The organism is Pseudomonas sp. GOM7 (genome assembly GCF_026723825.1).
In the GTDB taxonomy this organism is placed as follows: Bacteria; Pseudomonadota; Gammaproteobacteria; order Pseudomonadales; family Pseudomonadaceae; genus Aquipseudomonas.
On record NZ_CP113519.1, the window covers coordinates 4463397 to 4489907 of the forward strand.

24 protein-coding genes are annotated in these 26511 nt (G+C 61.6%); 12 read left to right on the top strand and 12 right to left on the bottom strand.

Features of this window, described 5'->3' with window-relative positions; translation table 11 throughout:
- The first annotated feature begins 12 nt into the window (after positions 1 to 12).
- The 3 genes from OU800_RS19785 to OU800_RS19795 are packed head-to-tail and all read left to right on the top strand — an operon-like array spanning position 13 to position 2873.
- On the top strand, positions 13 to 1401 hold the full coding sequence (locus tag OU800_RS19785) for an MATE family efflux transporter (protein ID WP_268179049.1): 1389 nt from the start codon (positions 13 to 15) through the stop codon (positions 1399 to 1401).
- Positions 1373 to 2401 (top strand): sensor domain-containing diguanylate cyclase, encoded by a 1029-nt coding sequence (locus OU800_RS19790; RefSeq protein WP_268179050.1) that lies wholly within the window; start codon positions 1373 to 1375, stop codon positions 2399 to 2401. The genes OU800_RS19785 and OU800_RS19790 overlap by 29 nt, the downstream gene beginning before the upstream one ends.
- Positions 2402 to 2417: 16 nt before the next feature.
- Positions 2418 to 2873: a DUF2214 family protein gene (locus OU800_RS19795; RefSeq protein WP_268179051.1), complete on the top strand. Its 456-nt coding sequence runs from the start codon at positions 2418 to 2420 to the stop codon at positions 2871 to 2873.
- Between the two features lie 6 nt (positions 2874 to 2879).
- Here OU800_RS19795 and OU800_RS19800 read toward each other — a convergent pair whose 3' ends face one another.
- From OU800_RS19800 to OU800_RS19810, 3 genes are all read right to left on the bottom strand, one after another.
- Positions 2880 to 4226, bottom strand: coding sequence for a DEAD/DEAH box helicase (locus OU800_RS19800; RefSeq protein ID WP_268179052.1), 1347 nt, complete (start codon positions 4224 to 4226; stop codon positions 2880 to 2882).
- A 136-nt stretch (positions 4227 to 4362) separates the two neighbouring features.
- On the bottom strand, positions 4363 to 4962 hold the full coding sequence (locus tag OU800_RS19805; RefSeq protein WP_268179053.1) for a 3'-5' exonuclease: 600 nt from the start codon (positions 4960 to 4962) through the stop codon (positions 4363 to 4365).
- 8 nt (positions 4963 to 4970) lie between these two features.
- Positions 4971 to 5450, bottom strand: coding sequence for a LabA-like NYN domain-containing protein (locus tag OU800_RS19810; protein WP_268179054.1), 480 nt, complete (start codon positions 5448 to 5450; stop codon positions 4971 to 4973).
- A gap of 157 nt (positions 5451 to 5607) precedes the next feature.
- On the opposite strand from OU800_RS19810, the gene OU800_RS19815 reads away from it, so the two are divergent.
- Entirely contained in the window at positions 5608 to 6276 is a 669-nt protein-coding gene (locus OU800_RS19815; RefSeq protein WP_268179055.1) for a YciC family protein, read from the top strand.
- Positions 6277 to 6307: 31 nt separating this feature from the next.
- Positions 6308 to 6712: a VOC family protein gene (locus OU800_RS19820; protein WP_268179056.1), complete on the top strand. Its 405-nt coding sequence runs from the start codon at positions 6308 to 6310 to the stop codon at positions 6710 to 6712.
- A gap of 119 nt (positions 6713 to 6831) precedes the next feature.
- Here OU800_RS19820 and OU800_RS19825 read toward each other — a convergent pair whose 3' ends face one another.
- On the bottom strand, positions 6832 to 7677 hold the full coding sequence (locus tag OU800_RS19825) for an SDR family oxidoreductase (RefSeq protein ID WP_268179057.1): 846 nt from the start codon (positions 7675 to 7677) through the stop codon (positions 6832 to 6834).
- 123 nt (positions 7678 to 7800) lie between these two features.
- Between OU800_RS19825 and OU800_RS19830 the strand changes: the two genes are divergently transcribed.
- Positions 7801 to 8892, top strand: a complete 1092-nt coding sequence (locus tag OU800_RS19830; protein ID WP_268179058.1) for an endonuclease/exonuclease/phosphatase family protein — start codon at positions 7801 to 7803, stop codon at positions 8890 to 8892.
- A gap of 93 nt (positions 8893 to 8985) precedes the next feature.
- Positions 8986 to 9720 (top strand): substrate-binding periplasmic protein, encoded by a 735-nt coding sequence (locus OU800_RS19835; RefSeq protein WP_268179059.1) that lies wholly within the window; start codon positions 8986 to 8988, stop codon positions 9718 to 9720.
- Between the two features lie 4 nt (positions 9721 to 9724).
- Here the strand turns inward: OU800_RS19835 and OU800_RS19840 are convergent, their stop codons facing one another.
- The 5 genes from OU800_RS19840 to OU800_RS19860 all read right to left on the bottom strand — a co-directional run bounded on the left by OU800_RS19840 (position 9725) and on the right by OU800_RS19860 (position 15810).
- Complete coding sequence (locus tag OU800_RS19840) at positions 9725 to 10531, bottom strand: TlpA disulfide reductase family protein (protein WP_268179060.1); 807 nt, start codon at positions 10529 to 10531, stop codon at positions 9725 to 9727.
- A 7-nt stretch (positions 10532 to 10538) separates the two neighbouring features.
- Positions 10539 to 13073, bottom strand: a complete 2535-nt coding sequence (hrpB, locus tag OU800_RS19845; RefSeq protein ID WP_268179061.1) for an ATP-dependent helicase HrpB — start codon at positions 13071 to 13073, stop codon at positions 10539 to 10541.
- A gap of 106 nt (positions 13074 to 13179) precedes the next feature.
- The gene (locus tag OU800_RS19850; protein WP_268179062.1) at positions 13180 to 14385 is read right to left on the bottom strand and encodes an MFS transporter; all 1206 of its coding nucleotides are present in this window, start codon (positions 14383 to 14385) and stop codon (positions 13180 to 13182) included.
- Positions 14386 to 14480: 95 nt separating this feature from the next.
- Positions 14481 to 15260 (bottom strand): class II aldolase/adducin family protein, encoded by a 780-nt coding sequence (locus OU800_RS19855; RefSeq protein WP_268179063.1) that lies wholly within the window; start codon positions 15258 to 15260, stop codon positions 14481 to 14483.
- A gap of 28 nt (positions 15261 to 15288) precedes the next feature.
- Positions 15289 to 15810 carry a VOC family protein gene (locus OU800_RS19860; RefSeq protein ID WP_268179064.1) on the bottom strand — a complete coding sequence of 174 codons (522 nt, stop codon included), beginning with the start codon at positions 15808 to 15810 and terminating at the stop codon, positions 15289 to 15291.
- Positions 15811 to 16147: 337 nt separating this feature from the next.
- Here OU800_RS19860 and OU800_RS19865 point away from each other — a divergent pair, with 337 nt between their 5' ends.
- Together OU800_RS19865 and OU800_RS19870 are read left to right on the top strand one after the other, a co-directional pair.
- Complete coding sequence (locus OU800_RS19865; protein WP_268179065.1) at positions 16148 to 17761, top strand: GMC family oxidoreductase; 1614 nt, start codon at positions 16148 to 16150, stop codon at positions 17759 to 17761.
- 49 nt (positions 17762 to 17810) lie between these two features.
- Positions 17811 to 19157, top strand: coding sequence for a D-serine ammonia-lyase (locus OU800_RS19870; RefSeq protein ID WP_268179066.1), 1347 nt, complete (start codon positions 17811 to 17813; stop codon positions 19155 to 19157).
- An 83-nt stretch (positions 19158 to 19240) separates the two neighbouring features.
- On the opposite strand, the gene OU800_RS19875 is transcribed toward OU800_RS19870, so the two are convergent.
- Together OU800_RS19875 and OU800_RS19880 are read right to left on the bottom strand one after the other, a co-directional pair.
- Positions 19241 to 19960 (bottom strand): TetR/AcrR family transcriptional regulator, encoded by a 720-nt coding sequence (locus OU800_RS19875; RefSeq protein ID WP_268179067.1) that lies wholly within the window; start codon positions 19958 to 19960, stop codon positions 19241 to 19243.
- A gap of 44 nt (positions 19961 to 20004) precedes the next feature.
- The gene (locus tag OU800_RS19880) at positions 20005 to 21312 is read right to left on the bottom strand and encodes a protoporphyrinogen/coproporphyrinogen oxidase (protein WP_268179068.1); all 1308 of its coding nucleotides are present in this window, start codon (positions 21310 to 21312) and stop codon (positions 20005 to 20007) included.
- A 136-nt stretch (positions 21313 to 21448) separates the two neighbouring features.
- Between OU800_RS19880 and OU800_RS19885 the strand changes: the two genes are divergently transcribed.
- The 3 genes from OU800_RS19885 to OU800_RS19895 all read left to right on the top strand — a co-directional run bounded on the left by OU800_RS19885 (position 21449) and on the right by OU800_RS19895 (position 24868).
- On the top strand, positions 21449 to 22378 hold the full coding sequence (locus tag OU800_RS19885; protein ID WP_268179069.1) for an alpha/beta fold hydrolase: 930 nt from the start codon (positions 21449 to 21451) through the stop codon (positions 22376 to 22378).
- Between the two features lie 191 nt (positions 22379 to 22569).
- Positions 22570 to 23955: an MFS transporter gene (locus OU800_RS19890; protein WP_268179070.1), complete on the top strand. Its 1386-nt coding sequence runs from the start codon at positions 22570 to 22572 to the stop codon at positions 23953 to 23955.
- Positions 23956 to 24145: 190 nt separating this feature from the next.
- The gene (locus tag OU800_RS19895) at positions 24146 to 24868 is read left to right on the top strand and encodes a TorF family putative porin (protein WP_268179071.1); all 723 of its coding nucleotides are present in this window, start codon (positions 24146 to 24148) and stop codon (positions 24866 to 24868) included.
- A 151-nt stretch (positions 24869 to 25019) separates the two neighbouring features.
- Here the strand turns inward: OU800_RS19895 and OU800_RS19900 are convergent, their stop codons facing one another.
- The gene (locus OU800_RS19900; RefSeq protein ID WP_268179072.1) at positions 25020 to 26483 is read right to left on the bottom strand and encodes an aldehyde dehydrogenase family protein; all 1464 of its coding nucleotides are present in this window, start codon (positions 26481 to 26483) and stop codon (positions 25020 to 25022) included.
- Between the last annotated feature and the right edge of the window lie 28 nt (positions 26484 to 26511).

A 26511-nucleotide genomic window follows, 5' to 3' on the forward strand; every position in this document is an offset into this window, starting at 1 on the left:
CCGGAGCCTCTGATGTCCGCCCTGCTCGATGCCTGGCGCCATGCCCCGACCCAACGCAAGGTCTGGGCACTGGCCGCGCCGATGATCCTTTCCAACCTGTCGATCCCACTGGTGGCGCTGGTCGACACCGCCGTGATCGGCCACCTGCCGCACGCCCATCAACTGGCGGCGGTGGCGGTCGGCGGCAGCCTCTATACCCTGCTGACCTGGGCCATGGGTTTTCTGCGCATGGGCAGCACCGGCTTCGCCGCACAGGCCGCCGGACGCGAGGATGGCGGCGCCTTGCGCCAGGTGCTGCTGCAAGGGCTTGGTCTGGGCGTGCTGCTCGCCCTGCTGCTGAGCCTGGTGGCCCTGCCCTTCAGCCAGGCCGCGCTGGGCCTGATGCAACCTTCGGCCGAACTGGATCAGTTGGCCCGCGCCTATTTCCACATCCGCCTGTTCGGCCTGCCCGCCAGCCTGGCGACCTACGCCCTGATCGGCTGGCTGCTGGGCACGCAGAGCGCGCGTGGCCCGCTGCTCATCCTGCTGACCGCCAACCTGCTCAACGTGAGCCTGGATCTGCTCTTCGTACTTGGCCTGGAATGGGGCGTGGCCGGCGCCGCCTGGGCCTCGGTGATCGCCGAATGGAGCGGCGCGCTGATCGGCCTGTGGCTGACGCGCGCGGCGCTCGCCCGCTACCCCGGCCAGCTCGATCGGGCGGCGCTACGCCGCTGGCGCAACTGGCGCCCGTTGCTGGCGGTCAATCGCGACATTTTCATCCGCACCCTGGCCCTGCAACTGGTGTTCTTCCTCATCACCGTGCAGGGCACGCGCCTGGGTGATGCCACGGTGGCCGCCAATGCCCTGTTGCTCAACGGCCTGACGCTGACCGCCTATGCCCTGGACGGCCTGGCGCATGCGGTGGAGGCGCTATGCGGCCATGCCCTAGGGGCGCGCGACCGCCTTGCCCTGCGCCGCGCCCTACTGGTGGCCGGCGCCTGGTCGCTGCTGGCCAGCCTCGGCTTCGCCCTGTTCTTCCTGCTCGGCGGGCAGATGTTCGTCAACCTGCTGACCAATATCGCCGAGGTGCGCGAGCTGGCCGCGCAATTTCTGCCGTACCTGGCCGCGCTACCGCTGCTGGCGGTGTGGAGCTATCTGCTCGATGGCCTGTTCATCGGCGCCACCCGAGCCCGCGAGATGCGCAATGCCATGCTCGCCGCGCTGCTGCTGGCATTACCGATCGCCCTGGCCCTGCACGGCCTGGGCAACCATGGCCTGTGGCTGGCCTTTCTCAGCTTCATGGGACTGCGCGCGTTGCTACTGGGCGTCTATGCTTGGCAACTGAGCCGCCATGGCCAATGGTTCCCGCCTCGTAGCCCAGGAGAGACCGCCAATGCTCAGAGCCCAACTACCCGTCAATGAGGTCGAGCGTCAGCAGGCATTGGATCGCCTGGAACTGGTGGATACCCCTGCCGAGCCGTGCCTCGATGCGATCACCCGTCTGGCGCGCGAGCTGTTCGGCGTGAAGACGGCGCTGGTCAGCCTGGTGGACAACGACCGCCAGTGGTTCAAGAGCCGCCAGGGGCTGGACATAGCCGAAACGCCGCGCAGCATCTCCTACTGCTCCTACGCCGTGCTCAAGGACAAGCCCTTGTTCATCGAGAACAGCGATAAAGATCCGCGCTTCGCCGGCAAGGAAATCGCCCTGAGCAACCCTGGGGCGCGCTTCTATGCCGGCTGGCCGCTGCACGATGGTGAAGGCTTGCCGCTCGGTACGCTCTGCCTGGCCGACCCGCAACCCAGGCGCCTCACGGCTCGGCAGAAGTGCCAACTCCGTGATCTGGCCTACCTGGCCGAGAGTTATCTCCACCTGCAGCACAACGCGCAGCAGGCGGACGAGCTGCGTGACGCGCTCGATCGTGAACAGCGCAAGGCCATGCTCGACCCTCTGACCCAACTGTGGAATCGCGCCGGCCTGCTGCACTTTCTGCCCCTGCAGCGCGCCGCCACCGAGCGCAACGGTCTGCGCCTGGGGCTGATCTACTGCGACCTCGATCACTTCAAGCAGGTCAACGACCGCCATGGCCATGATGCGGGTGACCGGGTGCTGTGGGAAAGCGCCCGACGCATGAGCGCTGCAGTGCGGCCGCAAGACGTGGTGACGCGCAATGGTGGCGAAGAGTTCGTCATTCTCACCCAGGTGCGCACACCGCAGGAGCTGCTGCAGATCGCCGAGCGCATCCGCCTGGCCATGGCCGAACAGCCCATCCCACTCGATGACACCGAACTACGCCAAACCGTCAGCCTCGGCTGCGCCCTGCTAGGCAGCGAGGAAGACAGCAACGACGCGCTCAAACGAGCCGACCAGGCGCTGTACCGAGCCAAGGACAGCGGACGCAATCGCAGTGAACTGGCCCCCTGACCCTCTGGACATGAACATGACCAACGCCTTCTTCGCCTACCTGCACTTCATCGCGATCTTCGCCCTGTTCGCCCTGCTCAGCATCGAGCACGTGCTGTTCAAGGCGCCGCTGGATCTGCTGCGCGCGCGTAGCCTGATGATCACCGACATCGCCTACGGCGTCTGTGCCAGCGTCGTGCTACTGACCGGCCTGGCGCGGGTACTGTGGTTCGGCAAGGGTACGGCCTACTACCTGGGCAACGCCCTGTTCCATGCCAAGGTCGGGCTGTTCATCCTCGCTGCCCTGCTGTCGATCATGCCCACCTATGTGTTCTTCAACTGGCGCAACGCCCTGCGGGCCGGCCAGGTGCCCGAGCCCAGCCCCCGGCAGATCACCCTGGTGACCTGGAGCATCCGCCTGGAGCTGCTGCTGTTGCTGGTCATCCCGCTGCTGGCCACATTGATGGCGCGTGGCTTTGGCGTGATGGGCTGACAGCCTTCAGGCTTTCTTGCCGCCCTTGGGCTTGCCACCAAAACTCGGCACCTTGCGCACTGCCTTGGCTTTCGGCTTGGCGTCATCCTCCTCGAACCAGCGGCCCAGGTGGATATTGCCCTTGCCGGCGGGTTTGCCCGCGCCGGGAATCAGTTTCTGCTTGGGCTTCTTGGGTTTCTTCAGCACCTGGCCGTCGAGGGTGGTCTGCGGCACCCGGTGGTCGGGGATGAAGTCCGGCTCCTCGCGGCGCGGCAGTACCTGGCGGATCAGCCGTTCGATGGCGGCGAGCAATTCCACTTCATCGGCACACACCAGGGAAATGGCCTCCCCCGTGCTGCCGGCACGGCCGGTACGGCCGATGCGGTGCACGTAGTCTTCGGCGTTGATCGGCAGGTCGAGGTTGACCACCAGCGGCAGGTCGTCGATGTCCAGCCCGCGCGCGGCCACGTCGGTGGCCACCAGAATCTGCACCTCGCCGGCCTTGAAGCGCTCCAGAGCGCGCAGGCGGCTCGGCTGCGGCTTGTCGCCGTGGATCGAGTCGGCGGCCACGCCCATGGCCAGCAGCTCCTGTTCGAGCTGGTCGACGCCCTTGCGGGTCTTGGCGAATACCAGCACCTGGCCCCAGCGCTTTTGCCGCAAGAGGTGCAGGAACAGCTCGGATTTGCGCTTCTTGTCCACCGGAATCAGCCACTGCTTGACGCTCTTGGCCGCGGCGTTACGCGGGCTGACTTCCACCGACAGTGGGTCGCGCAGCAGCTCGCCAGCCATCTGCCGAATGGCGTCGGAGAAGGTGGCGGAAAACAGCAGGGTCTGGCGCTTTTTCGGCAGCGCGCTGAACAGCTCGTCCAGCTCGCGGGCGAAGCCCAGGTCGAGCATGCGGTCGGCCTCGTCCAGCACCAGGGTCTGCACCTGGGCGAACTTCACCGCATTCTGCCGGTACAGGTCGAGCAATCGCCCCGGCGTGGCCACCAGCACATCGACGCCCTTGCGCAGCTTCATCATCTGCGGGTTGATGCTGACCCCGCCATACACCGCGTAGCTGCTCAGCGGCAGGTGCTGGCCGTAGCTCAGAAAGCTCTGCAGCACCTGCTCGGCCAGTTCGCGGGTTGGCGTCAGCACCAGTGCGCGCACCGAGTTGCTCGCTACCTGCGGGCCTTCCAGGGTCAGGCGCTGCAACAGCGGCAGGGCGAAACCGGCGGTCTTGCCGGTGCCGGTCTGCGCGGCGGCCATCAGGTCGCGGCCCTTGAGCACGGCGGGAATGGCCTGGCTCTGCACCGGGGTCGGGGTCTGGTAGTCGAGCTCGACGAGGGTGCGCAGCAGCGGCTCGATCAAACCAAGGGAGGCGAAGGTCATGGGGCAACCGAATCGGAAAGGAAACAGGCGCGCAGTTTACCCGCGTCAGCCTTCCTGTAGGAGCCCGCTTGCAGACCCTAGGTAGCCCGGATGCAATCCGGGAAATCGGCAAGGCAATCCCCGGATTACATCCGGGCTACGCTGTGGCTAACAGCGCTCGCACCTTGGCGGCAGAAAGGTTCTGCAACTGGCACAGCAAGGCATGGTCGGCCTGGTGTCGGCCATAGCGCTCGCGCAGCAGGCCGAACAGGTGCAGGGTCAGGTTCGCCGCCATCTCGGCATCGGCCAGGGCGCGGTGGGCGCGGCCGGTGTCCGGCAGGCCGGCCCAGGCATTGAGGTTACCCAGCTTGTAGCTCGGCGCTTCCGGCAGCAGGCGCCGAGACAGCAGCAAGGAACAGGCGAAAGGCTGCGTGCGACGACGGCGCACCCGCGCCAGTTCGGCATCCCAGAATTTCTGATCGAAGGCGGCATTGTGCGCCAGCAGCGGCCGCTCGCCGATGAAGTCGGCCACTTCGTTCATCACTTGCTGCGCCGGCGGCGCGCTGCGCAGCATGGCATTGCTGATGCCGGTGAGCTGCTCGATGAAGGGGGGCACCCAGGAGCCACTGTTCATCAGGCTCTGATAGCGGTCGACGATACGCCCACCTTCGATGATGGCCACGCCGATCTCGGTAGCGCGCGCCTGGCTCGGCGACACGCCGGTGGTCTCGAAGTCGATGACGGCAATGGATTCCACGTAAAACCTCAGTTATTGCGTAACAACAGCTCACCCTCTATGGGCACGTACAAACTGGCGGCACGAATCAGCGACTGCGCCGTCAGCCCCGGCACGCCGAAGGCGATGGCTTCCACGCCACGGCTGCGCACGCGTTCGAGCAACAGGTCGAAGTCGCCATCGCCCGAAGCCAGGACGATCTCGTCGACGCGCGCGGCGGCATCGAGCACGTCGATGGTGATGCCCACGTCCCAGTCGCCCTTGGCCGAGCCGTCGCTGCGCTGGATATAGGGCTTGAGCTTCACGGTGAAGCCGAGCTTGCGCAGGATCTGCTGGAACTGCTGCTGCTTGGCGTCGCCACGGTCGATGGCATAGGCATAGGCCTCGACTATCACACCACGGCGGCTGACTTCCGCCCACAGCACGCTGTAGTCGAAATGGCAGCCATACACCTGGCGCACCGTGTAATAGAGGTTCTGCACGTCGGCGAATACGGCGATCTTCTTCACCGGGACTCCTCTGGGGAAAATGAGTCGAGTCAGTATGCCAGAGCCTGATGGGGCTGGTCTGGTCATGTCACGCGCCCTATCCTTGCGCCATGCTCGATTGCCTCCCAGGAGTTCTCTTGAATCGCTTTGCCCCCTTCGCGCCACAGGTAGCCCACCGATGAATGCTCTGTCCGTGCTGAGCGACGCCTGGTTCTTCTTCAGCCGCAACCTGTTCAGCATTGCCCGCCTGTGCCTGCCACTGCTGCTGCTCGAGGCCATCTGCCAGGCCCTGCTCGCCGCGCAGCTCGGCGAGAACGCCAACCCGGCCTACGCCATCCTCCTCGGGGCGCTGTTCTACCCGCTGTATGCCGCACCGCTGATTCTCTTCCTGCATGCCCGTAGCCATGGCCAGCAGGCCGACCCGGGCCCATTGCTGGCGGCAGCCCTGCAGCTCTGGCCGCGCTTCGCACTGCTGGTTGGCTTGAGTACGCTGGCGATCATGCTCGGCCTATCGCTGTTCATCGTGCCGGGCATCTGGATCATGGTGCGCCTGGCCTTCGCCGAACTCTTCCTGGTGTTGCACCAGGCGCCACCGCTGCGTGCCTTGCAGAATAGCTTCGCGATGACCGAGGGGCGCTTCCTGCCAATATTCACCTGCCTGGCCTGCGTGCTGGTGCCACTCTGGCTGCTGAACTGGTGGACGCTGCCGGAGCGCACTGACAGCCTGCCTTGGGTGCTGCAACAAACGGCCAGCGGTTTCGCCCAACTGCTTGCCGTGGTAGTGGCCTTCCGCCTATTCATGCTGCTCGAACCCGAGCCGGCGGCAGAGCCGCGAGACAGCGACTAGGCTTGCACACTCGACACACGAGGACGCGACCATGAGTGACAGCAACCCCAGCATCCTGTCTCACGTTTCCATCGGCACCAACCAGTTCGAGGCGGCCAGCACCTTCTATGCCCAGGTACTGGCCACCCTGGGCTGCCGCGAGATCATGCGCCATCCCGGCGCCGTGGCCTTCGGCCGCGACTACCCGGAGTTCTGGGTGCAGACGCCCATCGACGGCCAGCCGGCGACGCTCGGCAATGGCTGCCACTTCGGCTTCATCGCTCCGGACAAGGCTGCGGTGCATGCCTTTCACCAGGCGGCACTGGCAGCCGGTGGCAAGGACGAGGGCCAACCAGGGCCGCGCCCGGACTACGGCGCGCCCTACTACGGCTGTTTCGTGCGCGACCTCGACGGCCACAAGATCGAGGCGGCATTCTGGGATCAGAGCCTGGCTTAGGGCACTCCGGGGCCTCGCCGGCCCGCTAACGCTGCGCCGCACGCGTGCCCCAGCCGTCGGCAAGCATGCTGTCGAGCGCCGCCTGTAGCTGCTCCAGGTGCGTCAGCCGCCAGGACTCATCAAAACCGCTGCGAACGTGCCGGTTTGAGCCCGGACAGGCGCGGCAGCAGCGCCCGCTCGAACAGGCGCGGGAAGAAACGCGCAAGAATCCGCGCGCGCCAGTCGACGTTGGACAGCACCAGCAGACGCCGGCGCTTGAGCGCGCCCCGGTAGATGGCTTCGGCCACGTCCCTCGGCGAGGCCACCTTGCCCATGGCCAATGGCGGTTGCGCGGCCACCGAGCCGTCGCCCACCAGGGCGTTCTTGCGCAGGTCGGTGGCGGTGAAACCGGGGCACACCAGCATGACGTTGACTCCCGAGCCCTTGAGCTCGTAGCGCAGGGTCTCGAAGAGGCCATGCAGCGCATGCTTGCTGGCGTTGTAGGCGCTGCGATAGAGCAGCGGGGCGATGCCCGACAGAGAACTGAGCACGATGATCTGGCCGCCACGTGCGATCAGGCTGGGCAGCGCCGCCTGGGTGCAGTGCAGGGCGCCGAAGTAGTTCACCGCCATGACCCGCTGGAATACCGCCAGGCTGGTATCGGCGAAGGTACTGCGGTGGGTGACGCCGGCATTGTTGATCAGCACGTCGATGCCGCCGAAGTGCTCGACCGCCAGCGCCATGGCCCGCTGCACCGCGTCGGCGTCGGCCACGTCGCAGAGCAGGCCGAGGGCTTCGACGTTGTGGTGGTCGGCCAGGTGCTGCACCAGGCTGTCCAGCGCCGCCTGATCCAGGTCGAGAATCACCAACCGCGCCCAGGCCTGGGCCATGCGTAAGGCCAACGCCCGGCCGATCCCGGCACAGCCACCGCTGATCACCACCACCTTGCGCTCGAATACCTTGTTGGTAAATACCTTGCGATGCATGAGCGTTCTCCTGTCCTCGATTCTTTCTAGCACCCCGGCATGCTGCACACCACCCTTGCCTGGGCGTTACCGGCGCAGTCGGTTATCCTGCCCCGCTCCTGAAAGCCGATCGCCGTCACCGCCATGCCTCTCCCTCGCCTCGTTCGCCTGCTCGCACTGGCCCTGGTGCTACTGCTCGGCGGCCTGTGCGCGCTGATCTACGCCCTGACTTGGCAACCCCAGGCGCGCGAGCCGGCAGCGACCGCCTGCAACGGCCAGGTGCCAACACTGCAACCGGGCCAGGCGCTCAAGGTGATGACCTGGAACGTGCAGTATCTGGCCGGTAAGCGCCACGTATTCTGGTATGACCTGCCCGATGGCGATGGCCCCGACGAACGCCCCAGCGCTGCCGACCTGGCCACCAACCTCGACGAGGTGGTGCGCATCCTGCGCGAGGAGAAACCGGATCTGGTGCTGCTGCAGGAACTGCACGACGGCGCTCGGGCCACCGACTACCAGGATCAGCTCGCGCTGCTGCAAGAACGCCTGAGCGACCTCTACCCCTGCGCCAGCCAGGCCTTCTACTGGAAGGCCGGTTTCGTCCCGCACCCGCGCATCCTCGGCAGCGTCGGCATGAAGCTCGGCACCCTGAGTCGCTTCCAGATCGCCCGTGCCGAACGCCTGCAACTGCCGGAAATGCCCAGCGACCCGATCAGCCGCCTGTTCCAGCTCAAACGCGCACTGCTGCTCAGCTACCTGCCGATCCGTGGCGGCGGCGAGCTGGTGGCCATCAACACCCATTTCGATGCCTTCGCCCAAGGCGATGACACCATGCAGCGCCAGGTGGCGATGACCGATACGCTGTTGCAGCAGCTAAAGAAAGATGACCTGCCCTGGATACTGGGCGGCGACCTCAACCTGCTGCCGCCTGGCCAGTTCCAGCATCTGCCGCCCGCGCAGCGTGGCTGGTACGCCGCCGACAGCGAACTGCTGGCCCTTGCCAGTCGCTACCCGATGATCCCCAGCCTGTCTCAGGCCAACGGCGCCGAACAGGCGCAGTGGTACACCCACTTCCCCAACGACCCCGCCGCCAGCGGCCCGGATCGCACCCTCGACTACCTGTTCTACAGCCAGCGCCTGACGCCCTTCAGCAGCCAGGTACGACAGCACGATACGCAGCGCATCTCCGACCATCTGCCGGTCATCGGGCGCTTCTTCCTGCCGCATCAGGAGTAGGCACGGCAGGCTGGACAGGCCGCCACGACTTCTCCATTCTCAGCTTCAGTACCACCTCTCCAATGACAAGACGGCCAAGAGCCGCGACTCTGGATGCCAAGACGCCTCTGCCTGTTAAGCCTCGCCTTGCTGTGGCCGCTCCTCATCCAGGAGGCCATCGCCAAGCCGCGCATTCACGTGGGCTACTACGAATTCGCCCCCTATACCTATACCGATACCCAGGGCCTGCCCAGCGGTTCAGGGCTGGAACTGGTCGCACGCCTGCTCGACGAGGCGGGCTACGAGGCCGAATTTCGCGCCTACCCCGGTGCCCGCCTGTACAACGGTCTGCGCGACGGCAGCGTGCAGCTCTGGTTCGGCGCGCCCGGCAAGCCGGAGCTGGCCGGGCATACCCTGGAAAGCCACCACCTGCTCGGTGAGATCACCCTCAACCTGTATTTTCGCTACGACACGCCGGCCCCCATCATTCCAGACGAGTTGCAGGGGCGCGGGGTCATCCTGATCACGGGCTACAGCTACTGGCAGGAGATCAATCAATGGCTGCACGATCCGGCACGCAACATCATCCAGCACCGCACCGGCAGCCACACCGCGGCACTGGAAATGCTCCAGCGGGGGCGCGCTGACTACCTGCTGGACTATCGCGCCCCCGTCGAGCAGGCCATGAACACGCTGGGCATTGGCAATCTGCCCTTCGTCGAGGTGCAGCACCTGCCGCTGCGGCTGATCTACTCACGCCATGCGCCGGGTGCCGAGCGCCTGCGCGATGAACTCGACCAGGCCTATCAACGGCTGAAGGATGCCGGCCAGGAGCTGTGGCTGTATTGAGTCATCAATCGCCACGCAATCGGGCCAAGGCTCGCTCCAGGCTGGCGTGCGACAGCTCGCCGAGATGGCTGCCGACCTGTCGCCCCTCGGCATCGTAGAACAGCGTGGAGGGCAGTGCGCGCGAGCCCACCAATTGCCCCAGTCTGACCTGCTCGTCGAGCAGCAGGTTGTCCAGACTCAGTTGCTGGGCAGCCAGAAACTCATGCACCAGCGCGGCGCTTTCCCCCTGATTGACGAAGAGGAAGGCGATTGCGCCCTCGCGCTGCTGCGCCTGCATCAACACCGGCATCTCGCGCCGACAGGGTGGGCACCAGGTGGCCCACAGATTGACCACCAGCGGCTGACCGGCGTAATCGCGCAGATTCACCGGATTACCCTGCATGTCGCGCACCTGCAGATCAGGCAATCGTGTGCCCTGCTCCAGCGCATGCAACATCAGGTTGCCACCGAGCCATAGCGCCAGGCCGACGCCCATCGCCACGCCCAAGGAGCGCCGCAACTGCACCTGCCGCCAGCAGTACCAGGCGCCCAACGCCAGCCCGGCGAGCACGCCCGGCCAGGCGATGAAACCACCATCGCGGATATCCAACGCGCGCCACGGCGCATCGCGGTAGAACTCGGCATACACCAGCACGAAGGCCAGCCGCGCCACCAGCAGCCCGAGCAGCAGTGAGCGAAACAACTGGCGCTCGGGGTTGCAGCCATGACGGCGACCGATCAGCCAGCCGACCAGCGTCGCCACGAGCAGGCTGCCGAACAGCAGCACATGGGTAATACCCAGGGCCAGCGGCCCGACGTTCAGGGTCAGCATCGGTTTCTCACTTTCTCGGTTTGGCTCGCGCCGTGGGCTCGGCGATCAAGGGGTCATCCGGCCAGTAGTGCTTGGGGTATCTGCCCTTCAAGTCCTTTTTCACCTCGATATAGGTATTGGCCCAGAAGCTGGCCAGATCCTGAGTCACCTGCACCGGGCGGCGTGCCGGCGACAACAGGTGCAGCTTGAGCCCCAGGCGGCCACCCGCGATACGCGGCGTGGCGGCCAGGCCGAACAGCTCCTGCAGGCGCACGGCGAGCACCGGCGGGTGCTCCGTGTAGTCGATGGCGATGCGCGAGCCGGACGGCACGCTCAGGGTGCGCGGCGCCAGCTCATCCAGGCGTTGCGGCAGCGGCCAGGGCAGCAGCGTCTGCAAGATAGATGGCAGGTCGAGGCCTGCGAAATGGCTGAGGCGATTGACCTTGCTTAAGAATGGCGTCAGCCACTGCTCCAGGCTGGCCAGCAGCGCGGTATCGGACAGATCCGGCCAGTCGCTCTGCCCCTGCTGCTGCACGTCCAACTCGCGCAGCAAGGCCACGCGCGCCTGCCATTGGCGCAGCTCGGGCGTCCAGGGCAGCAGTTCCAGGCCCTTGCGCCGTACCAGGCCGACCAGGGCGCGGCCACGTGCCTCGTCGTCCAGCGCAGCCAGCGCCTGGCGCTCCAGCACCAGTTCGCCCACCTTGCGCTGGCGCTCGGCACGCAGCACGCCTTCGCGCTCGTCCCAGTCGAGCACCTCCAGCGTCGCCACCTGCTCGGCCAGTTCGCCCTCGAACAGCGCCGGGTCGAGATCGGCGGCGAGATAGATGCGCTCCTCGCGCTGGCCCTGACGGCTACCCAGGTCGGCCACCACCAGCCATTCGTGCTTCATCAGCGCATCGGCTTCAGCGAACTGCGCGGCGCGGCCATTGGCCAGGCGGTAGTCGGCACCACCAGCGCGGCGCTGCTGGGCGATGCGATCCGGGTAGGCGAAGGCCAGCAGACAGCCGAGCCAGCGCGGGTGTTCGGGGTCGCTCACGGCCTGGCTCACCGCCCGCCCCCTGAGTAGCCCCTGAAACTGCCTGGCCAATTGTCGGGCGCGCTGCACGCCGCCCATGGCGTAACGCCCGGCGCGGCTTTCGCCGCTGAGCAGAGCCAGTCGGCTGTGCAGATCGGCGCCACCGCCACGCAGAATATCGCGCTCGGACAGCAGCGCGGCCAGGTCGCAGGCCAGCGCGCCGAGGCCCAGCGCCTGGCCACGTAGCAGCAGATGGGCGATGCGCGGGTGGCTGGGCAGCTCCGCCATGGCCTGGCCATGGGCATTGAGTGCGCCGCGCTCGTCCAGCGCGCCGAGGCGGCCGAGCAGATCCAGCGCCTGGGCGTAGGTAGCCGGCGGCGGCATGTCGAGCCAGCTCAGCTCCTGCGGCGTCACGCCCCAGCGCAGCAGTTGCAGGGCCAGCCCGGACAGGTCGGCCTGGAGGATCTCCGCACTGGAATAGGCGCTGAGCTGCTCATGCTGCGCCTGCGACCACAGCCGATAGCAGGCGCCAGGCTCAAGACGCCCGGCGCGACCAGCGCGCTGAGTAGCGGACGCACGGGAGATGCGCTGGGTATCGAGACGGGTCATGCCGCTGGCCGGGTCGAAGCGCGGCACCCGCGCCAGGCCGGCATCGATCACCACGCGCACGCCGTCGATGGTCAGGCTGGTCTCGGCGATATTGGTGGCCAGCACCACCTTGCGCTTGCCCGTCGGCGCCGGCTCGATGGCCGCACGCTGGGCGGCCAGCTCCAGTTCGCCATGCAGCGGGCAGAGCAGGATGTCGTCGCGCCCCGCCAGTACCTCGCCGAGTTGCTCGGCCACGCGGCGGATCTCGGCCTGCCCAGGCAGGAACACCAGCAGGCTGCCAGGCTCGTCGGCCAGGGCCTGCTGCACCGCCTGCACGACGCGCGGCTCGATCCATTCGCCCGGCTGAAACGGCGCCCCCCAGCGGATATCCACCGGGAACATGCGCCCTTCACTACGCAATACCGGTGCCTCGCCAAGCAGCGCGGCCAAGCGCTCGCCTTCCAGGGTGGCGGACATCAGCAGCACCTTGAGCGGTGCCTCGCCGCTGTCCGCCGCGCGGAACATGGCGCGACCATTGAGCGTCAGGGCCAGGGCCAGGTCGGCATCCAGGCTGCGCTCGTGGAACTCGTCGAAAATTACCAGGCCGACGCCGTCCAGCGCCGGGTCGTCCTGCAGGCGGCGGGCAAGGATGCCCTCGGTGACCACCTCGATACGCGTGTTCGGCCCCACCTTGCTGTCCAGGCGGATGCGGTAGCCGACCGTCTCGCCCACGCGCTCGCCCAGCTCGCTGGCCAGGCGCTCAGCAGCGGCACGGGCGGCCAGCCGGCGCGGTTCGAGCATGAGGATGCTTTGCCCGGCGAGCCAGGGCGCATCGAGCAAGGCCAGCGGCACGCGAGTGGTCTTGCCAGCGCCGGGCGGCGCCTCCAGCACCACTTCGTGGCGGGCGCTCAGGGCATCGCGCAGGGCAGGTAACAAAACATCGATTGGCAACGAACTCATGGTCACTCCGGCGACAAGGCCCGAAGTATACAAAGGTTCGCCGTTAGCCTTATGCCCCGCCCCACCGATACGGCGCCCGCAGAGTAAGCGCCGGATGCCATGAAAACTACGCAGCTACGCTCGCACGCTCAAGCCTGAGCTGCCGCTCGGTAAAGAAACCGGAAAATGCCAGGAACAACAGCACGCAGCCCCCATAGATGTAAGTAGCGCTGGAAAGACCAATGAACCGCACCAGCACGCCTACGGAGACGGAAGGAACAATCAACGCGAGCTGGCTGACGATATAGTACGAAGACGCTAGCGCAGCCCTCTGATCGGGCGGTGAAAGCGGCAGCAAGCACTTCGAGATACCGACATAGACCGCACCGGAACCGGCCCCGGCGATAAGGGTAAACACGCAGAACAGGTACGCCTTGGCAAAATAGCAAGCGCCCAATATACCCAGCACGCCCATGGCCAGCAGCAGCACACCCAGGCGAAGCACCAGCCGGTAGTCTCGCCCCTTCAAGGCGATGACAGCCAAGGCAGCGGAAAAGCTCATCAACGCCACGACGAGCCCCGACGCCAGGGCGGAACCGCTGGCAATGCCGCCCAGCAGAAGAGACGGCACCAGGGTCAAGAAGAAACCGTTCAAGGACCATACGGCGGTATTCATGGGCAGTATGCTGAAAAACACCTTCCTGGCCGGCAAGGGAATTCCAATGACCGGCCTCAAGGATTGCCACGCCCCATCCCGACGCCTAACGGGCTCGACGAGCAAGAACATCATGATCAGTTGAACGACGAAACACACCCCGAATACGCCATATACCAGGCGCAACGGAGCTGCGGAGTGATCTATCAGCACGCTGGAAAACACGACGCCACAGGCGACGCCGCATAGCGGCAAGACGCTGCTATAAACAGGTGCACGTCCCTCGTCGATATCCAATAGAAAAGCCATCAAGACAGCCGTCGCCGTTCCAGTGGCAAGGCCTTGAAAAAACCTGGCGAGAATCAAGAGCTGTACATCGAACGCCCGCATGAACAACAGCATGGCAATCAGCTCAAGCAACAGAGCGGCTGCCAGAACAGGCTTTCTTCCCAGGTAGTCGGACAAGGTGCCCACGACCAGCAAGGAAGACAGCATGCCCACTGCATAGCTGGCGAAGATCACGCTCAGGACGACAGCGTCAAAACCCCACTCGCGTTGATATAGCGGATAGAGAGGGGTTGGCGCGCTGGACGCGGCAAAGAATGTCCAGAACACCCACGACACGCAGGAAAAGGACAAGACACATTTCTTATCTACTGCAACACGCTTGACGAGCATGATAGGAACTCGATTCGCCCTGAACCTCGCAGAGCCTTCAAAAGATCAGCGCCCAATGACTATTGGGCGCTGCCACCTCAAGGATCGAGCAGGCCTCAATCCTTGTATGAAGGTTCAAGCGCATCCAGCTTGCGCAACAAGCCGGGCCACGGATTAGTCGTACCCTCACCCTGCCCGAGACGTGTCAGCTCGTATTTGAACGAGCCCAGCATCTCATCGCTGAAATGAAGCAATTCCTCCTTGCCTGCACTGGCGGCCAGCAGTTGAATCCGGCATGCCTTGCGCACGTTGTAGTGCCGCATGAATGCATGACTGGCTTCCCAACCGACCGTCAGCAAGCCATGGTTACGGAGCAATACGGCGTTGTTCTCGGTGCCCAGCGCGCGCTGCAGAGATGGGATTTTCTCCTCGTAAGTTTCCACACCATCATAGGCGTGGTAGCCGAGCCCATCCGCCATCGCAAAAGCGGCAGACTGAGAAATCGGCAGCAGGCCGTTCTTGTTGCAGGCCACCGCCGCCAGAATGTCATCATGCGTATGGATGACGAAATTCACGTCGTCACGCACCTCGTGAACGGCGCGCATCGGGTACCAAGTGGTCTTGACGATACCAAAAGGCGTATCGGAAAGGACGTCACCCTCCAGATTCACCTTGACCAGGCTAGAGGCCGTGACCTCTTCAAACAGGGGTCCATTGGGAATGAACAGATATTCATTGCCCACACGTGCCGACACCAACTGCATGGAAAGGTCATCCCAGCCCATCATCGGAATCAGGCGGCAGAGCGCAGCCAACTGAACGCGCGCATCCCACTCTTGCGCTGAAACCTTTCCCTTCAAACTAGGGTATGACACATCACCGATCTTCAGACTCATGGCCAACCTCGCAGCCGATTAATGTTCTTCAAATAAGAATGATCTTGGGCATGCTTGCATCCCACCCGGCTGCTGCCGCCTTCATTTGCGCAAAGCCCTCCAGTACCAACGGGGATGCCCCTATCAACTCGATCACGGAGCCATTTTGGCCATCCCTGTCGAACAGGATCGTCTCCACACCTGCGCTGGAAAGCATTCGCTGAATCTGCATGAAGCCTGCGGCCTCAAGCTTCTTCGCGTCCTCGCAGAGATCATGAGAAAGAATTCCGAGGTGCTGGACACCGAAGCCTTTCTCAGCGGCAAAGTCCTTGTATGACGAGGGTTGGTCATTCAGTTGCTGAACCAGCTCCAGTTGAAGGTCGCCAAAATAGGCAAAGGCTGCACTGATCTCGAATCTCGTCGGCTGCCCACGGTAAGTCTGCTCGGCGTAGGCCACATTGCGCTGGACGAAAAAAGGCCCGACGCCAAGCCTGGCCCAGTGCTCGATGGCCTCGTCCAGATCGGGAACCAGATAGGCCACCTGCATGACAGAACCGATACACGAATCCATGGCACACCTCTTTCTGACTTAAGTCAGTTTTTTTTAGCATGAAGCATCAACAGGAGCAACCGCCTAACCAGGTGAAAAAGCAGGGTAGCTACCGGCTATACCTTTCTATTCAGGTTCATGCCACTGGGAAAAGCAAGGATAAATCTGCATATCTCGGGCCTCACAGACTCGGCCACTGAAAGGATGGCCCATTCCCCATCGCACGATAGAGTGTCATTTGTTCTCGCGCATTTATTGACTTATGTCCATTTTTGCAGGCAGCCTACGCCATGCCTGCATCGATGGGCGGGCATCAATGGAACGTCAGCTTCAGCCTAAGCAGATAGGAGTCACTCGCGTGTCCACAAGAATCAATGCCACCACCTATGACTTCATCATCGTCGGGGCGGGTACCGCTGGTTGCGTGCTGGCAAACAAGCTTTCTGAAAACCCCAACAACAGGGTCCTGCTGCTGGAAGCTGGCGGCTGGGATACAGACCCTCTGATTCGTTTGCCCGCCGGCCTCCAAATCATGACCATGAAAGGGCTGTATCGCTGGAATGACTTCTCGGAGCCCGATCCGCAGTTGAACGGGCGCACGAACTACATTCCCCACGGCAAAGTGATTGGCGGCGGCTCGTCGATCAACTACATGGCCCATACGCGATGCCACCCCAACGATTACAACAGTTGGGCAGACGGCGGCGCCAAAGGCTGGGCCTGGGAAGACGTGGCTCCCACCTTCAGCGAGCTGGAGTGCTGGCGTGGCAGCCCCAATAAACAAAGAGGAGCCCATGGGCCGGTAGGTGCCATGCACGGACGCCTGCGCAATGACCCGCTGAGCGAAAGCTGGATGGAGGCCTGCCGGCATCTGGGGTATCCACTGACGCACGACCATAATGGCGAGTCGCCCGAGGGGATCGGCCCGATCCAGTACACCATTCAGAACGGTAACCGCTGCTCCTCCGCGAAAGCCTTCCTGCATCCAGTCATGGATCGACTGAATCTGAGCGTTCTGACCGACTGCATGGTCTCGAGGCTCATCGTTGAAAACGGCCAGGCGCAGGGCGTCGAGTTCGTCAGGAACGGACAGGAGCTGGCAGCCTATGGCAACCGCATCATCGTTTCGGCCGGAGCGATCAATTCACCGCATCTCTTGATGCTTTCGGGCATCGGCCCGGCAGACCATCTACGCGCGATGGGTATAGCCGTCATCCAGGATCTGCCTGTCGGCAAGAACCTTCAGGACCACCTTGCCTACTCGATCCTCGTTGAACGCAATGAAGCCAGCCCACTGCATAAATCCTTGCGTCTGGATCGCGCCGCGAGAAACATGCTTAGAGCCCGCCTGCTCGGAACTGGCCCTCTGACCGAGCTGCCGGGCGTGCTCCTGGCATTCCTCAAGACCTCGGCGTCACTGCCCCAGCCGAACCTGCAGTTCTACTTGAATATTCCGCCGCCGACAGCGGATGTATGGGTACCCGTCCTCAAGCCCGCTTATCAGGATTGCCTGCACGCCAAAGTGCAGTTGCTCAACGCCAAAAGCCGCGGCGAAATTCTGCTGGCCTCCAATGACCCCTCCTCACGCCCCAGGGTTTTCTACAACTCGTTGAGCCACGAGAACGATGTGGAAGTCCTGCGCGAGGGCTACAGGAAGGCCTGGGAAATTCTCATGTCCGAAGCGTTGGCCCCGCACCGGGGCAGTCCACTAGCCCCGCCGGAACCACTGGCTTCCGACGAGCAGATCGACTCGTTCATTCGCAGCAACGCCATCCAGCAATATCACCCGGCAGGCACTTGTCGAATGGGAAGCGACGATCAATCCGTCGTGAGCCCAAATCTTGAGGTTCATGGCGTAGACGGCCTGAGCGTCGTTGACGCCTCCATCATGCCCACACTCGTATCGGGCAACCCCAATATCCCCATCATGATGATCGCGCTGCGCGGCGCAGAGAAAATGCTGCGCCAGTAACGCCCCAGCACGTCCCACGTTATAACTATTTGAATCAACGGGCAGGAACATGACGAACAAGCACTCCAGCACAGAAGACGTTAAGGCCTCATTGTCCAACGGCACCCCTACGTTCTGGACAAACCCGAACCGCAATGGCGACGGGAAACCAGGGAATGCCTGGGAAGGCCAACGTATTGGACGCCAGGAAATCCTTGACGCAGCCGATCGTTTTCATCGTTTCAGAAAGGTGCTGACAGCGCTATTCCCGGAGCTTCAGGCAAGCGAAGGCGTCATCGAGTCGGAACTCGTCCGTACCCAACAACTACAGCAGGCACTTGGGCTAGACCTTGCCCATGGCCGCCTCTATGTCAAAGCGGATCACAGCCTCCCTATCGCCGGCTCGATCAAGGCTCGAGGTGGCATTCATGAGGTGCTTCAGTTCGCCGAGCAGGTTGCCCTCCAGCATGGGCTGATCACCCCGACAAATGCGGACAACATCTCAAGCCTCGCGAGCCGGGAGCTGCTCTCGAAGTATCGAGTCGCAGTCGGCTCCACAGGCAACCTTGGCCTGAGCATCGGAATCATCGCCTCGGCCCTGGGATTCCAGACGACAGTCCACATGTCTTCTGATGCAAAGGAATGGAAGAAAAAGCGCCTGCGCGATCGTGGCGTCAGCGTGGTGGAACATGAGGGCGACTACGCGGCTGCGGTTGCCGCGGGCAGAAAGGAAGCCGAGGCCGACCCGTTCTGCCACTTTGTCGACGACGAAAGCTCCTTGTCACTGTTCTGTGGCTACAGCGCCGCGGCCCTGGCACTCAAAAACCAGATCGCCGAGCACGGCATCACAGTGAACGCAGAGAACCCCCTCCTTGTTTATCTGCCCTGCGGCGTGGGTGGCGCACCTGGTGGGATCGCTTATGGCTTGGCGCACATCTTCGGCAAGGATGTGCATTGCTTCTTCGCGGAACCCATCGCATCGCCCTGCTTTCTGGTTTCGATGCTTGCCGAGGATGGAAGCACACCCAGCGTCTATGACCTGGGCCTGGACAACAAAACCGAAGCCGATGGCCTCGCGGTGCCGCGCGCATCGGAATGCGCCTCCCAGGTAATGAGATCCGCACTGGCCGGGGTATTCACGGTTGCCGATGAAAGCCTTTTCCAGCACCTGCATCGCGTGGCCGAGACCGAATCCCTACGCATAGAACCTTCGGCTGCGGCAGCCTTCGACGGCCCCAGGTGGCTCGTGGAGTCCAGCGCAGGACGCGAATACCTGGACAAGCACGGCCTTGCTCCATACATGCCCAATGCCACACATATCCTGTGGACGACAGGGGGGCTGTTCGTACCGGAGGAGGAGTACGAAACATTCCATCGCCGGGGAAAAGAGCTGAACGCGAACGCGCCGCAACGCTGACGGAGCCACTGAAACATGACATTAGTCAGCCTTTTTTACTGACTAATGTGCATTACGTGGCGATTCGATACGAGGCGCCTCCCCTAGCGTCTCGGCATCGTTTCCGGGAAGTAACAACGCAGGTAAGCAATACAGGCCCGAACCGACTCCTCGAACGTCTCGTCATCGACTCGCCCGTGACGAGCATAGGAACCTATCCATAGACCGTCGGACATTTCGGCAGCATACATAAGGTAGGTCGCCATATTCGGGACGTCAGGCACGACGAAGAACTTGTCGAAAAGCTCCCTAGCAGCCTTGCCGTGGTAGCGGTTCATCTCCAGGTTATTCACACGCATCGACCGGTGAAGAACTGGCCCCAACATGATTTCAGCCATGGGGCGACTTGAGTTCAGCTCATCCCTCGCTAGCGACATCGCCCTACGCACGAGTTCCTGCCAACTCGAGACTTCGGAGAACCCCTGGGCGAGACTGAAATCCAGGATTCGCTGGGTCAACAGATCGTTGAAATAAGCATTCAGTTCGATATGTATCGCCGTCATCGTGCTGAAGAGATAATGCACGGAAGGCGGCGGCAATCCTGTCGCCTTGCCGATGTCATGCAGGCTTATATCTTCGACATTCGAGCTCTTGAGGAGCTCGATAGTGGCATCCAATATGGCCTGATATCTCTTCCTGCTGCGCTCCTGTGCAGGAACACGCGCAGCACGCACCACTTGCGATGTACGCCCCTTACGGTGCGAGGCCTTTTCCCTGACTACAGCAACCTCGGTTTCACTCGACTCAGGCTCAGTGCTCTTCACTTAAATAATCACTTTTTGATTCATTGGGAGTGAAGAGCCGATCATTAACCTCTCAACACTCGCTCTGCTGCCCGCAGACCACTTTGCACAGCGGACTCCATGTGCACGCCATCATAATCGTTACTTGCAAATGAGACGCCCTGTAACTGTTCAGCATGCTTCTTGAACGCCAGGATCTTAGCATGCTGCCCAGGCGAGAGGCGACCCAACCCCCAGTGGTGCCGCTGCACCTTGACCTCGTCCAGCATCGACGCGATGCCGGGAAAGAAATCATCCATCTCGTTCAATGCCTTGGTCATCACCTCGGCATCCGACATATTCACCAGGGCCGCGGCGTCTGGGTAGCTCGGCCAGGCCGAAATGATGCCCTTTCCGCTGGGAACAAGATGCGGGGTCTTGACCGTGTGATTGATCGCCATATTGAACGTCATGTTTCGGTAGGCATGGCCCATGTATATGAAAGCCTTCGTATCCAGAGGACGATCCAAGAAGAAATAGACCAGCGTCATTGGAATGTTGGGGAAGGCCATCAGGAACTCCCGCTGGGCAACGAACTCATCGGGCATTATCTTCGCGGCAGCGCCGACAGGGCATGCAACTATTACATGATCGGCTTTGAGCGTACTGCCGTCGGCCAATTGCACCCCAGTGACACGCCCCTTTTCGCACAAGAGTTTCTTGACCTCAGTCTCGTACCTCACATCCAACGAGGCGGCAATCGCTTCTGCCAGAGAGCTGTTGCCCTTGCGCAGCGTTGCAACCTTCGTTGTGCTTATGAGCTTCATGAGATTGAGAAAATGATAAAGGTTCGTGTGCTCCAGATCGGTGCCGACCATGGCATGAGCAGCCGGCCGGAGCACATAGTCGGTAAATGCCTTACCCGCCCAGGCAAACTCTTCGGCGGTCGAGATATTGTCATAGGCGGGAATATCGAGATGAGTCTCGTATAACGAGAACTTCTTCATCGCCACCAGGTATTTCGCGACAAACCAAGCGAAATCTGCCGTGCCGCGCACACCCAGAAGTTTGGCCAGCCCCATGTTTCCGAGCGGATAGACGGGCTCTCCCTGCCGATTGAGATAGCACGCCTGCTGGTTGACCTGTGGAACCAGATCCCGGGTCAAGCCGAACCTGTCGATCAACCCGAGCGTCTGGGCATAACCGTGGCTTCCAGAGTGAAAACCCTGAGCGCCTGCCTCGACCATGTCGCCCTTGTGCGAAAGGTGAACCACACGCCCCCCTGGGCGCTCCGTTGACTCAAGCACAACGACTTTCTTTCCTGCTGCCTGGAGCTTGTCTGCCGCCGCCAAGCCCGACAGCCCGGCACCAATTACTAGGGTGTGATCACTCATTCTGGGTACATCTGCATGGGTCTTTAGGAGAGGCGATGATGCAGGCACGGAAATCAGATCGCAACATTTTCTTGACTAACGTCAGCTTTTGAATAGTCTAGGCCTCATCTGAGTGAAGTCCGTTCGGAGACCCATCGTGGAAAACCCACCCCTGGCTAACAAGCGCGAACAGAGCGGCACCTTCGAGTCATCTACGGGAGCAGAGCTCTATTACAGGGACTTCAAGCCGGCTCAAGGCCTTGATGTCATCCCGCTGCTCTGTCTTCACGGCTTCATGCGTACCTCCCGTGATTTCTGCGAACTGGGGGAGACGCTCTGCGCAGCGGGGGTACGCGTAATCGCGCCGGATCTGCGCGGCCGTGGGCTTTCAAGCCGCTTCGAGGATGCCAGGCAGTATCACTACGACCTGACCAAGCAGGATGTCGTCGAACTCCTCGAACACCTCGACATCGATCGAGTGGCGATAGTCGGCGTTGCACTGGGTGCAATCATCGCTCAGGACCTGGTTGCCGAACGACCGGATCTGGTCAAGGGAATCGTGCTCAACGACCAGGGCGCCGAAGTCGGCGAAGCCTCGGCCAAGAAGATGGCGTCGAACGTAGAGAATGCCGATTACAGCTGGGAAGAAGCGGTGGCTCGGATGAAGAGTCAATTCGGAGAAACCTATCCCGGGCTGACCGACGAGCGCTGGGAGAATCTCACGTGGCGAGCCTACAGAGAAACGCGCCCAGGGCGATGGGCGCGTGACTTCGATCTGAAAACTTTCGAGGACATCCCTCGCCTGAAAGCGGAGCACGCCGATGGCTGGACGTCCTTTCTGAACACGCGCGGCACCCCCGTAGCCATTCTGCGCGGGGAGCTCTCCAGCTATTTCCCGGCAGACTGTGCCCAGAAAATGATCGACAGGCACCCGGACGCCGTTCTGACCGTCGTAGCCGGCCGTGGCCACCCGCCGTTACTAGACGAGCCGGAGTCAATCGCCGCTCTCTTCACGTTATTGGAGCGAGCAAGCGATAGGAAGCCTGACAACCTGGTATCCAATCACCAGCGGGGCGCCCCCCGCTGAACAACAAGAAATAAAGCAAACGATAACAACAAGAACTCGCCATTTGCCCCAACAAGCAAGCGGTACTTTTCAGTTAAGCGCTTCACTCGCTACCCCCTTCCCACTGGGAAGGCGCGTCACTGCCTAAAACTACAACAGCAAACAGTCTCTACAGCCAAGAATCGTAGGGGCTACCGCATAAGGGCTAAACAATGACAAGCAAGAACCGCCTTGTGAACTTTCCTCTCTATACGATTGGAGATCTTTCCTCAGGAATCTATGGCATAGGGCCCGCCATCCTCCTGATGTTCTATATGACCAATGTGCTAGGCATCCCTGTTGCCATTGCCACGGTCGCAGCCTCACTCCCAAAATTCCTGGATCTTATATTCAGCCCGTTCATCGGTAGCTGGTCCGACAGAACCTCCACCCGCATGGGTCGGCGCAGACCTTATCTGCTTGCTTCCGCTATCCTCATATTCCCCTTGTTCCTCGGCATATGGGCGGCTCCCTTCAAAGACCCTCTCCTGTCGGCCTGCTTCATCGCCGTGACCTATACTGCCTGCTCATTCTGCTATGCCGCGTTCCTGGTTCCCTACTGCGCACTCAATAGCGAAATCACCACCACCTACAACGACAACTCCGTACTCAACTCATATCGCGCGTCCTACTCCATGATGGGCTGCCTATTAGCCGGTGCTGGCGCCCCCATGATCGTGGAACATTTCGGAGGCTCTCGCACCGGTTACGCGGCCATGGGGATCAGCCTGGCCGGGATCATGTGCGTCAGCATGCTGATCACCTTCTTCGCATCCAAAGAGCCAATAAGAACCACTATCACTGAAAAGATCCCACTCAGGGATACACTGCGCGCAATCGTAGGAAACAGGCCTTTTTCCTACCTGACGTCCACATATATTCTTCACATGATTGCAGGCGGCATTGTCAGTGCATCCCTTGCATACTTCGTAACCTATGTGCTCGGCAAAGATGTTTCTACGGTTGCGTCCATCTTCTTCTTGTCCTTTGCCGTTTCCATTGCCACCATCCCGATCTTTCTGGCCGTTGGCAAGAAAGCAGGAAAACATGCCACATTCACCAGTGCATATGTGATAGCTGTATTCGCAAGTCTCGGCTTTGCCTCTTTGGATCACCAGTCAAGCATGCTGCATATTTATGCGGTAGGTGCATTCGCGGGGTTGGCTGAGGGGGCTATTCAGGCCTTCGGCTATGCCATGCTATCGGACTGCATCCGACACGGGGATTCCCGCCAGGGCGCCCTGCTCAGTGGCGTCTTCATTGCCGGTGAGAAGACCGCACTTGCAATAGGCGCAGTCGTGGCAGGGAGCGTATTGAGCATTTCCGGTTTGATCGAAACCGAAGATGGCTCTATCGCGCAACCCGACTCCGCGATCAGCGGCATTCGCATGGCGGTCGTCATGCTTCCGATCGTCTTGAACATTCTCGGCGCCCTGCTCTTCATCAAATACAGAACGTTCGATACGAGAATCGCCCAGCAAGACGCAGAAAACCAATTGAAAGAAGCCGCGCTTACAGCCATCACAAGCGAACCGGCACTCGCCAACTCCAAGCTGTAAAACACCCGCTTTTCTCATAAAGGCTCGCCAGCCGGCGAGCCTGATGAATTACCCAGCATAAAAACCCTTGTTCAAAGGGAGGGCCAACTCATACCTGAAATCCGAAAATAACAAACCGCACAACGATATAAAACTGCAAAAAAGCCTCTTAGAACTGCCCTTACTAATACAAAACCAATGGGACTCGAAAATGCTCAAGAATTTTTCTGGTTTTAGTGTCGGACTCATCACCCTTGCAGCGCTGCCAGCGCACGCAATCGAAATCAATGACAGCACCAATGCCTATCTGACGATCAACCTGCTTTCGGACTACCGCAGCAACGGCATGTCTCAGACCCAAGGCGACCCAGCCGTTCAGAGTGAACTGAGCATCCTGCACGACAGCGGTGCACTCCTTGGCTTCTGGGCATCCAGCGTCGATTTCGGTACCAAGACCCGGCTGGAGACAGGGGGCTACCTCGGTATATTCAAGCAGTTGAACGATGACATCAGCGTCACTACAACCATGGGCAGGTATATTTACCCCAAGAACTCGTCGTATTCATTGAATGAGTTCTACGGCGCCCTGACCTACAAGAATCTTAAATATACTTTCATTTACGATTTCGCCATGGAAGACGCACCGAACGCCAAATACCAATATCTTGGCTATACCTTCTCGACCCCCTACGACACTTCTCTTCTGCTTGAGGTCGGCTACCACGACGTTGGTGAGATCCTGTATAGCTCCGATGGCGACACGCGCAACAACTATACGACCAGAAAGGTATCGCTAAAGAAGAACGTCGTGGGTATCGACTGGTCCGTCAGCTATATCGACACCGACCTGTCGAAGACCGAATGTCTGTATACGGTAGGCACGGCGGAATCCTGCAGCGCCGGCCTGGTCTTTGGCGCGAGCAAGACCTTCTAACCTGCTGCATTCAAGTGCGCCCACGGCGCACTTTCCAGCACAGTCAACACATGTTCAGTAATCCGGCTTAACGCGGGAAATCCCACCACCTGTCCATTGCCACTCAGGGCACCAGCAGCCTGAGCGTGCTGGCACCCGAGCCCTCATCAGGCTACGCCAAGAACATCGACTTGGTTTCCAGGAACTCCTCGATCCCAGCAGCCCCCCATTCGCGCCCATTTCCGGATTGCTTGTAACCGCCAAAGGGCGCCGCAGGGTCGACGTTCGCGCCATTCAGATGAACCATCCCCGTGCGCAACCGTCGAGCGACACGCTCGGCATCGGCTGTATCAGCACCGAAAACGTAGCCTGACAAACCGTAGATCGAGTCATTGGCCATTTCGATGGCATGCCGTTCATCATCGTAGGGAATGATCACCAGTACCGGCCCGAAGATTTCCTCTTGAGCGATGATGCTTTTCCCATCAGGACAAACGAATACCGTCGGCGCAATGTAAAAGCCATTGGGCGGCGTATCCGGCATGGCCACACCACCGGTAACCAGCCGCCCGCCCTCCTTGAGGCCTGTATCGATGAGCTCAAGGACTTTCAGATACTGCCTGCGGTTAGCGATCGGGCCCATCTGGGTGTCAGGCGCCAGGGGGTCGCCAACCTTTATACCCGCGCATACGGCCTTGGCTATTGTCTCTACAGCGGCCAATTTGTTGCGAGGCACCAGCATTCGGGACGGCGCCGTGCAGCTCTGCCCCGAGTTGGCCATCATCAACAGAACGCCGTGCGTCACTGCAGCCGTCAGGTCTGCGCTATCGAGAATGATGTTCGCAGACTTGCCACCCAACTCCAGGCTGACTCGCTTTATGGTATCCGCTGCGGCCTTGGAGACCTGGGTACCCGCCCCCGTGGAACCGGTGAGCGAGATCATGTCGATCAATGGGTGGGAGGCCAGTATCTGGCCAAGCCGGCTGCCCTCCCCATGGATCATGTTGAACACCCCGGCGGGTACGCCGGCTTCGGCCAGGATTTCAGCGAGTAGCTGCGATGAGTAGGGGGCGTTCTGGCTTGGCTTCAGTACAACGGTGCATCCCGTTACCAGGGCCGGTGCAAGTTTGCATGCCACCTGATTCATAGGCCAGTTCCAGGGCGCAATCAGCGCGCACACGCCGACCGGCTCCTTGATCACCCGCGCTGCGCCAGCGCTTGTCTCGAAGGGATACTCACGGGCAATGGCAGCCGCCACCCTGAAGTGCATCAGCCCCGCCGCTGCCTGAGCAGGAATCGACAGACTGTGCAGGGGAGCGCCCATTTCCAGGGTGATCGCTCGAGCCATCTCCTCCAGTCGGCGCTCATAAATGTCGCCAATGCGATCAAGCAGCTCAATTCGTTTGCTCAAGCTCGCCTGCGAGTAACTGGGGAATGCCGCATGAGCAGCCTGTATGGCCTGCACGGCATCGCGCTCGTCACCGAACAGGAGAACACCGGATTTCTCTCCGGTCGCAGGGTTGGTGATGTCATGGGGCCTACCGCCGTCGACCGGGTCGACCCATTGCCCATCGATGAAGAATTTATTCAGCTGTTTGAAGGTTTCGTTAACCATTGTGTCCTCGATAAAAGTCATGACCGCTCGTGGTGGTAAAAGGAGGTCG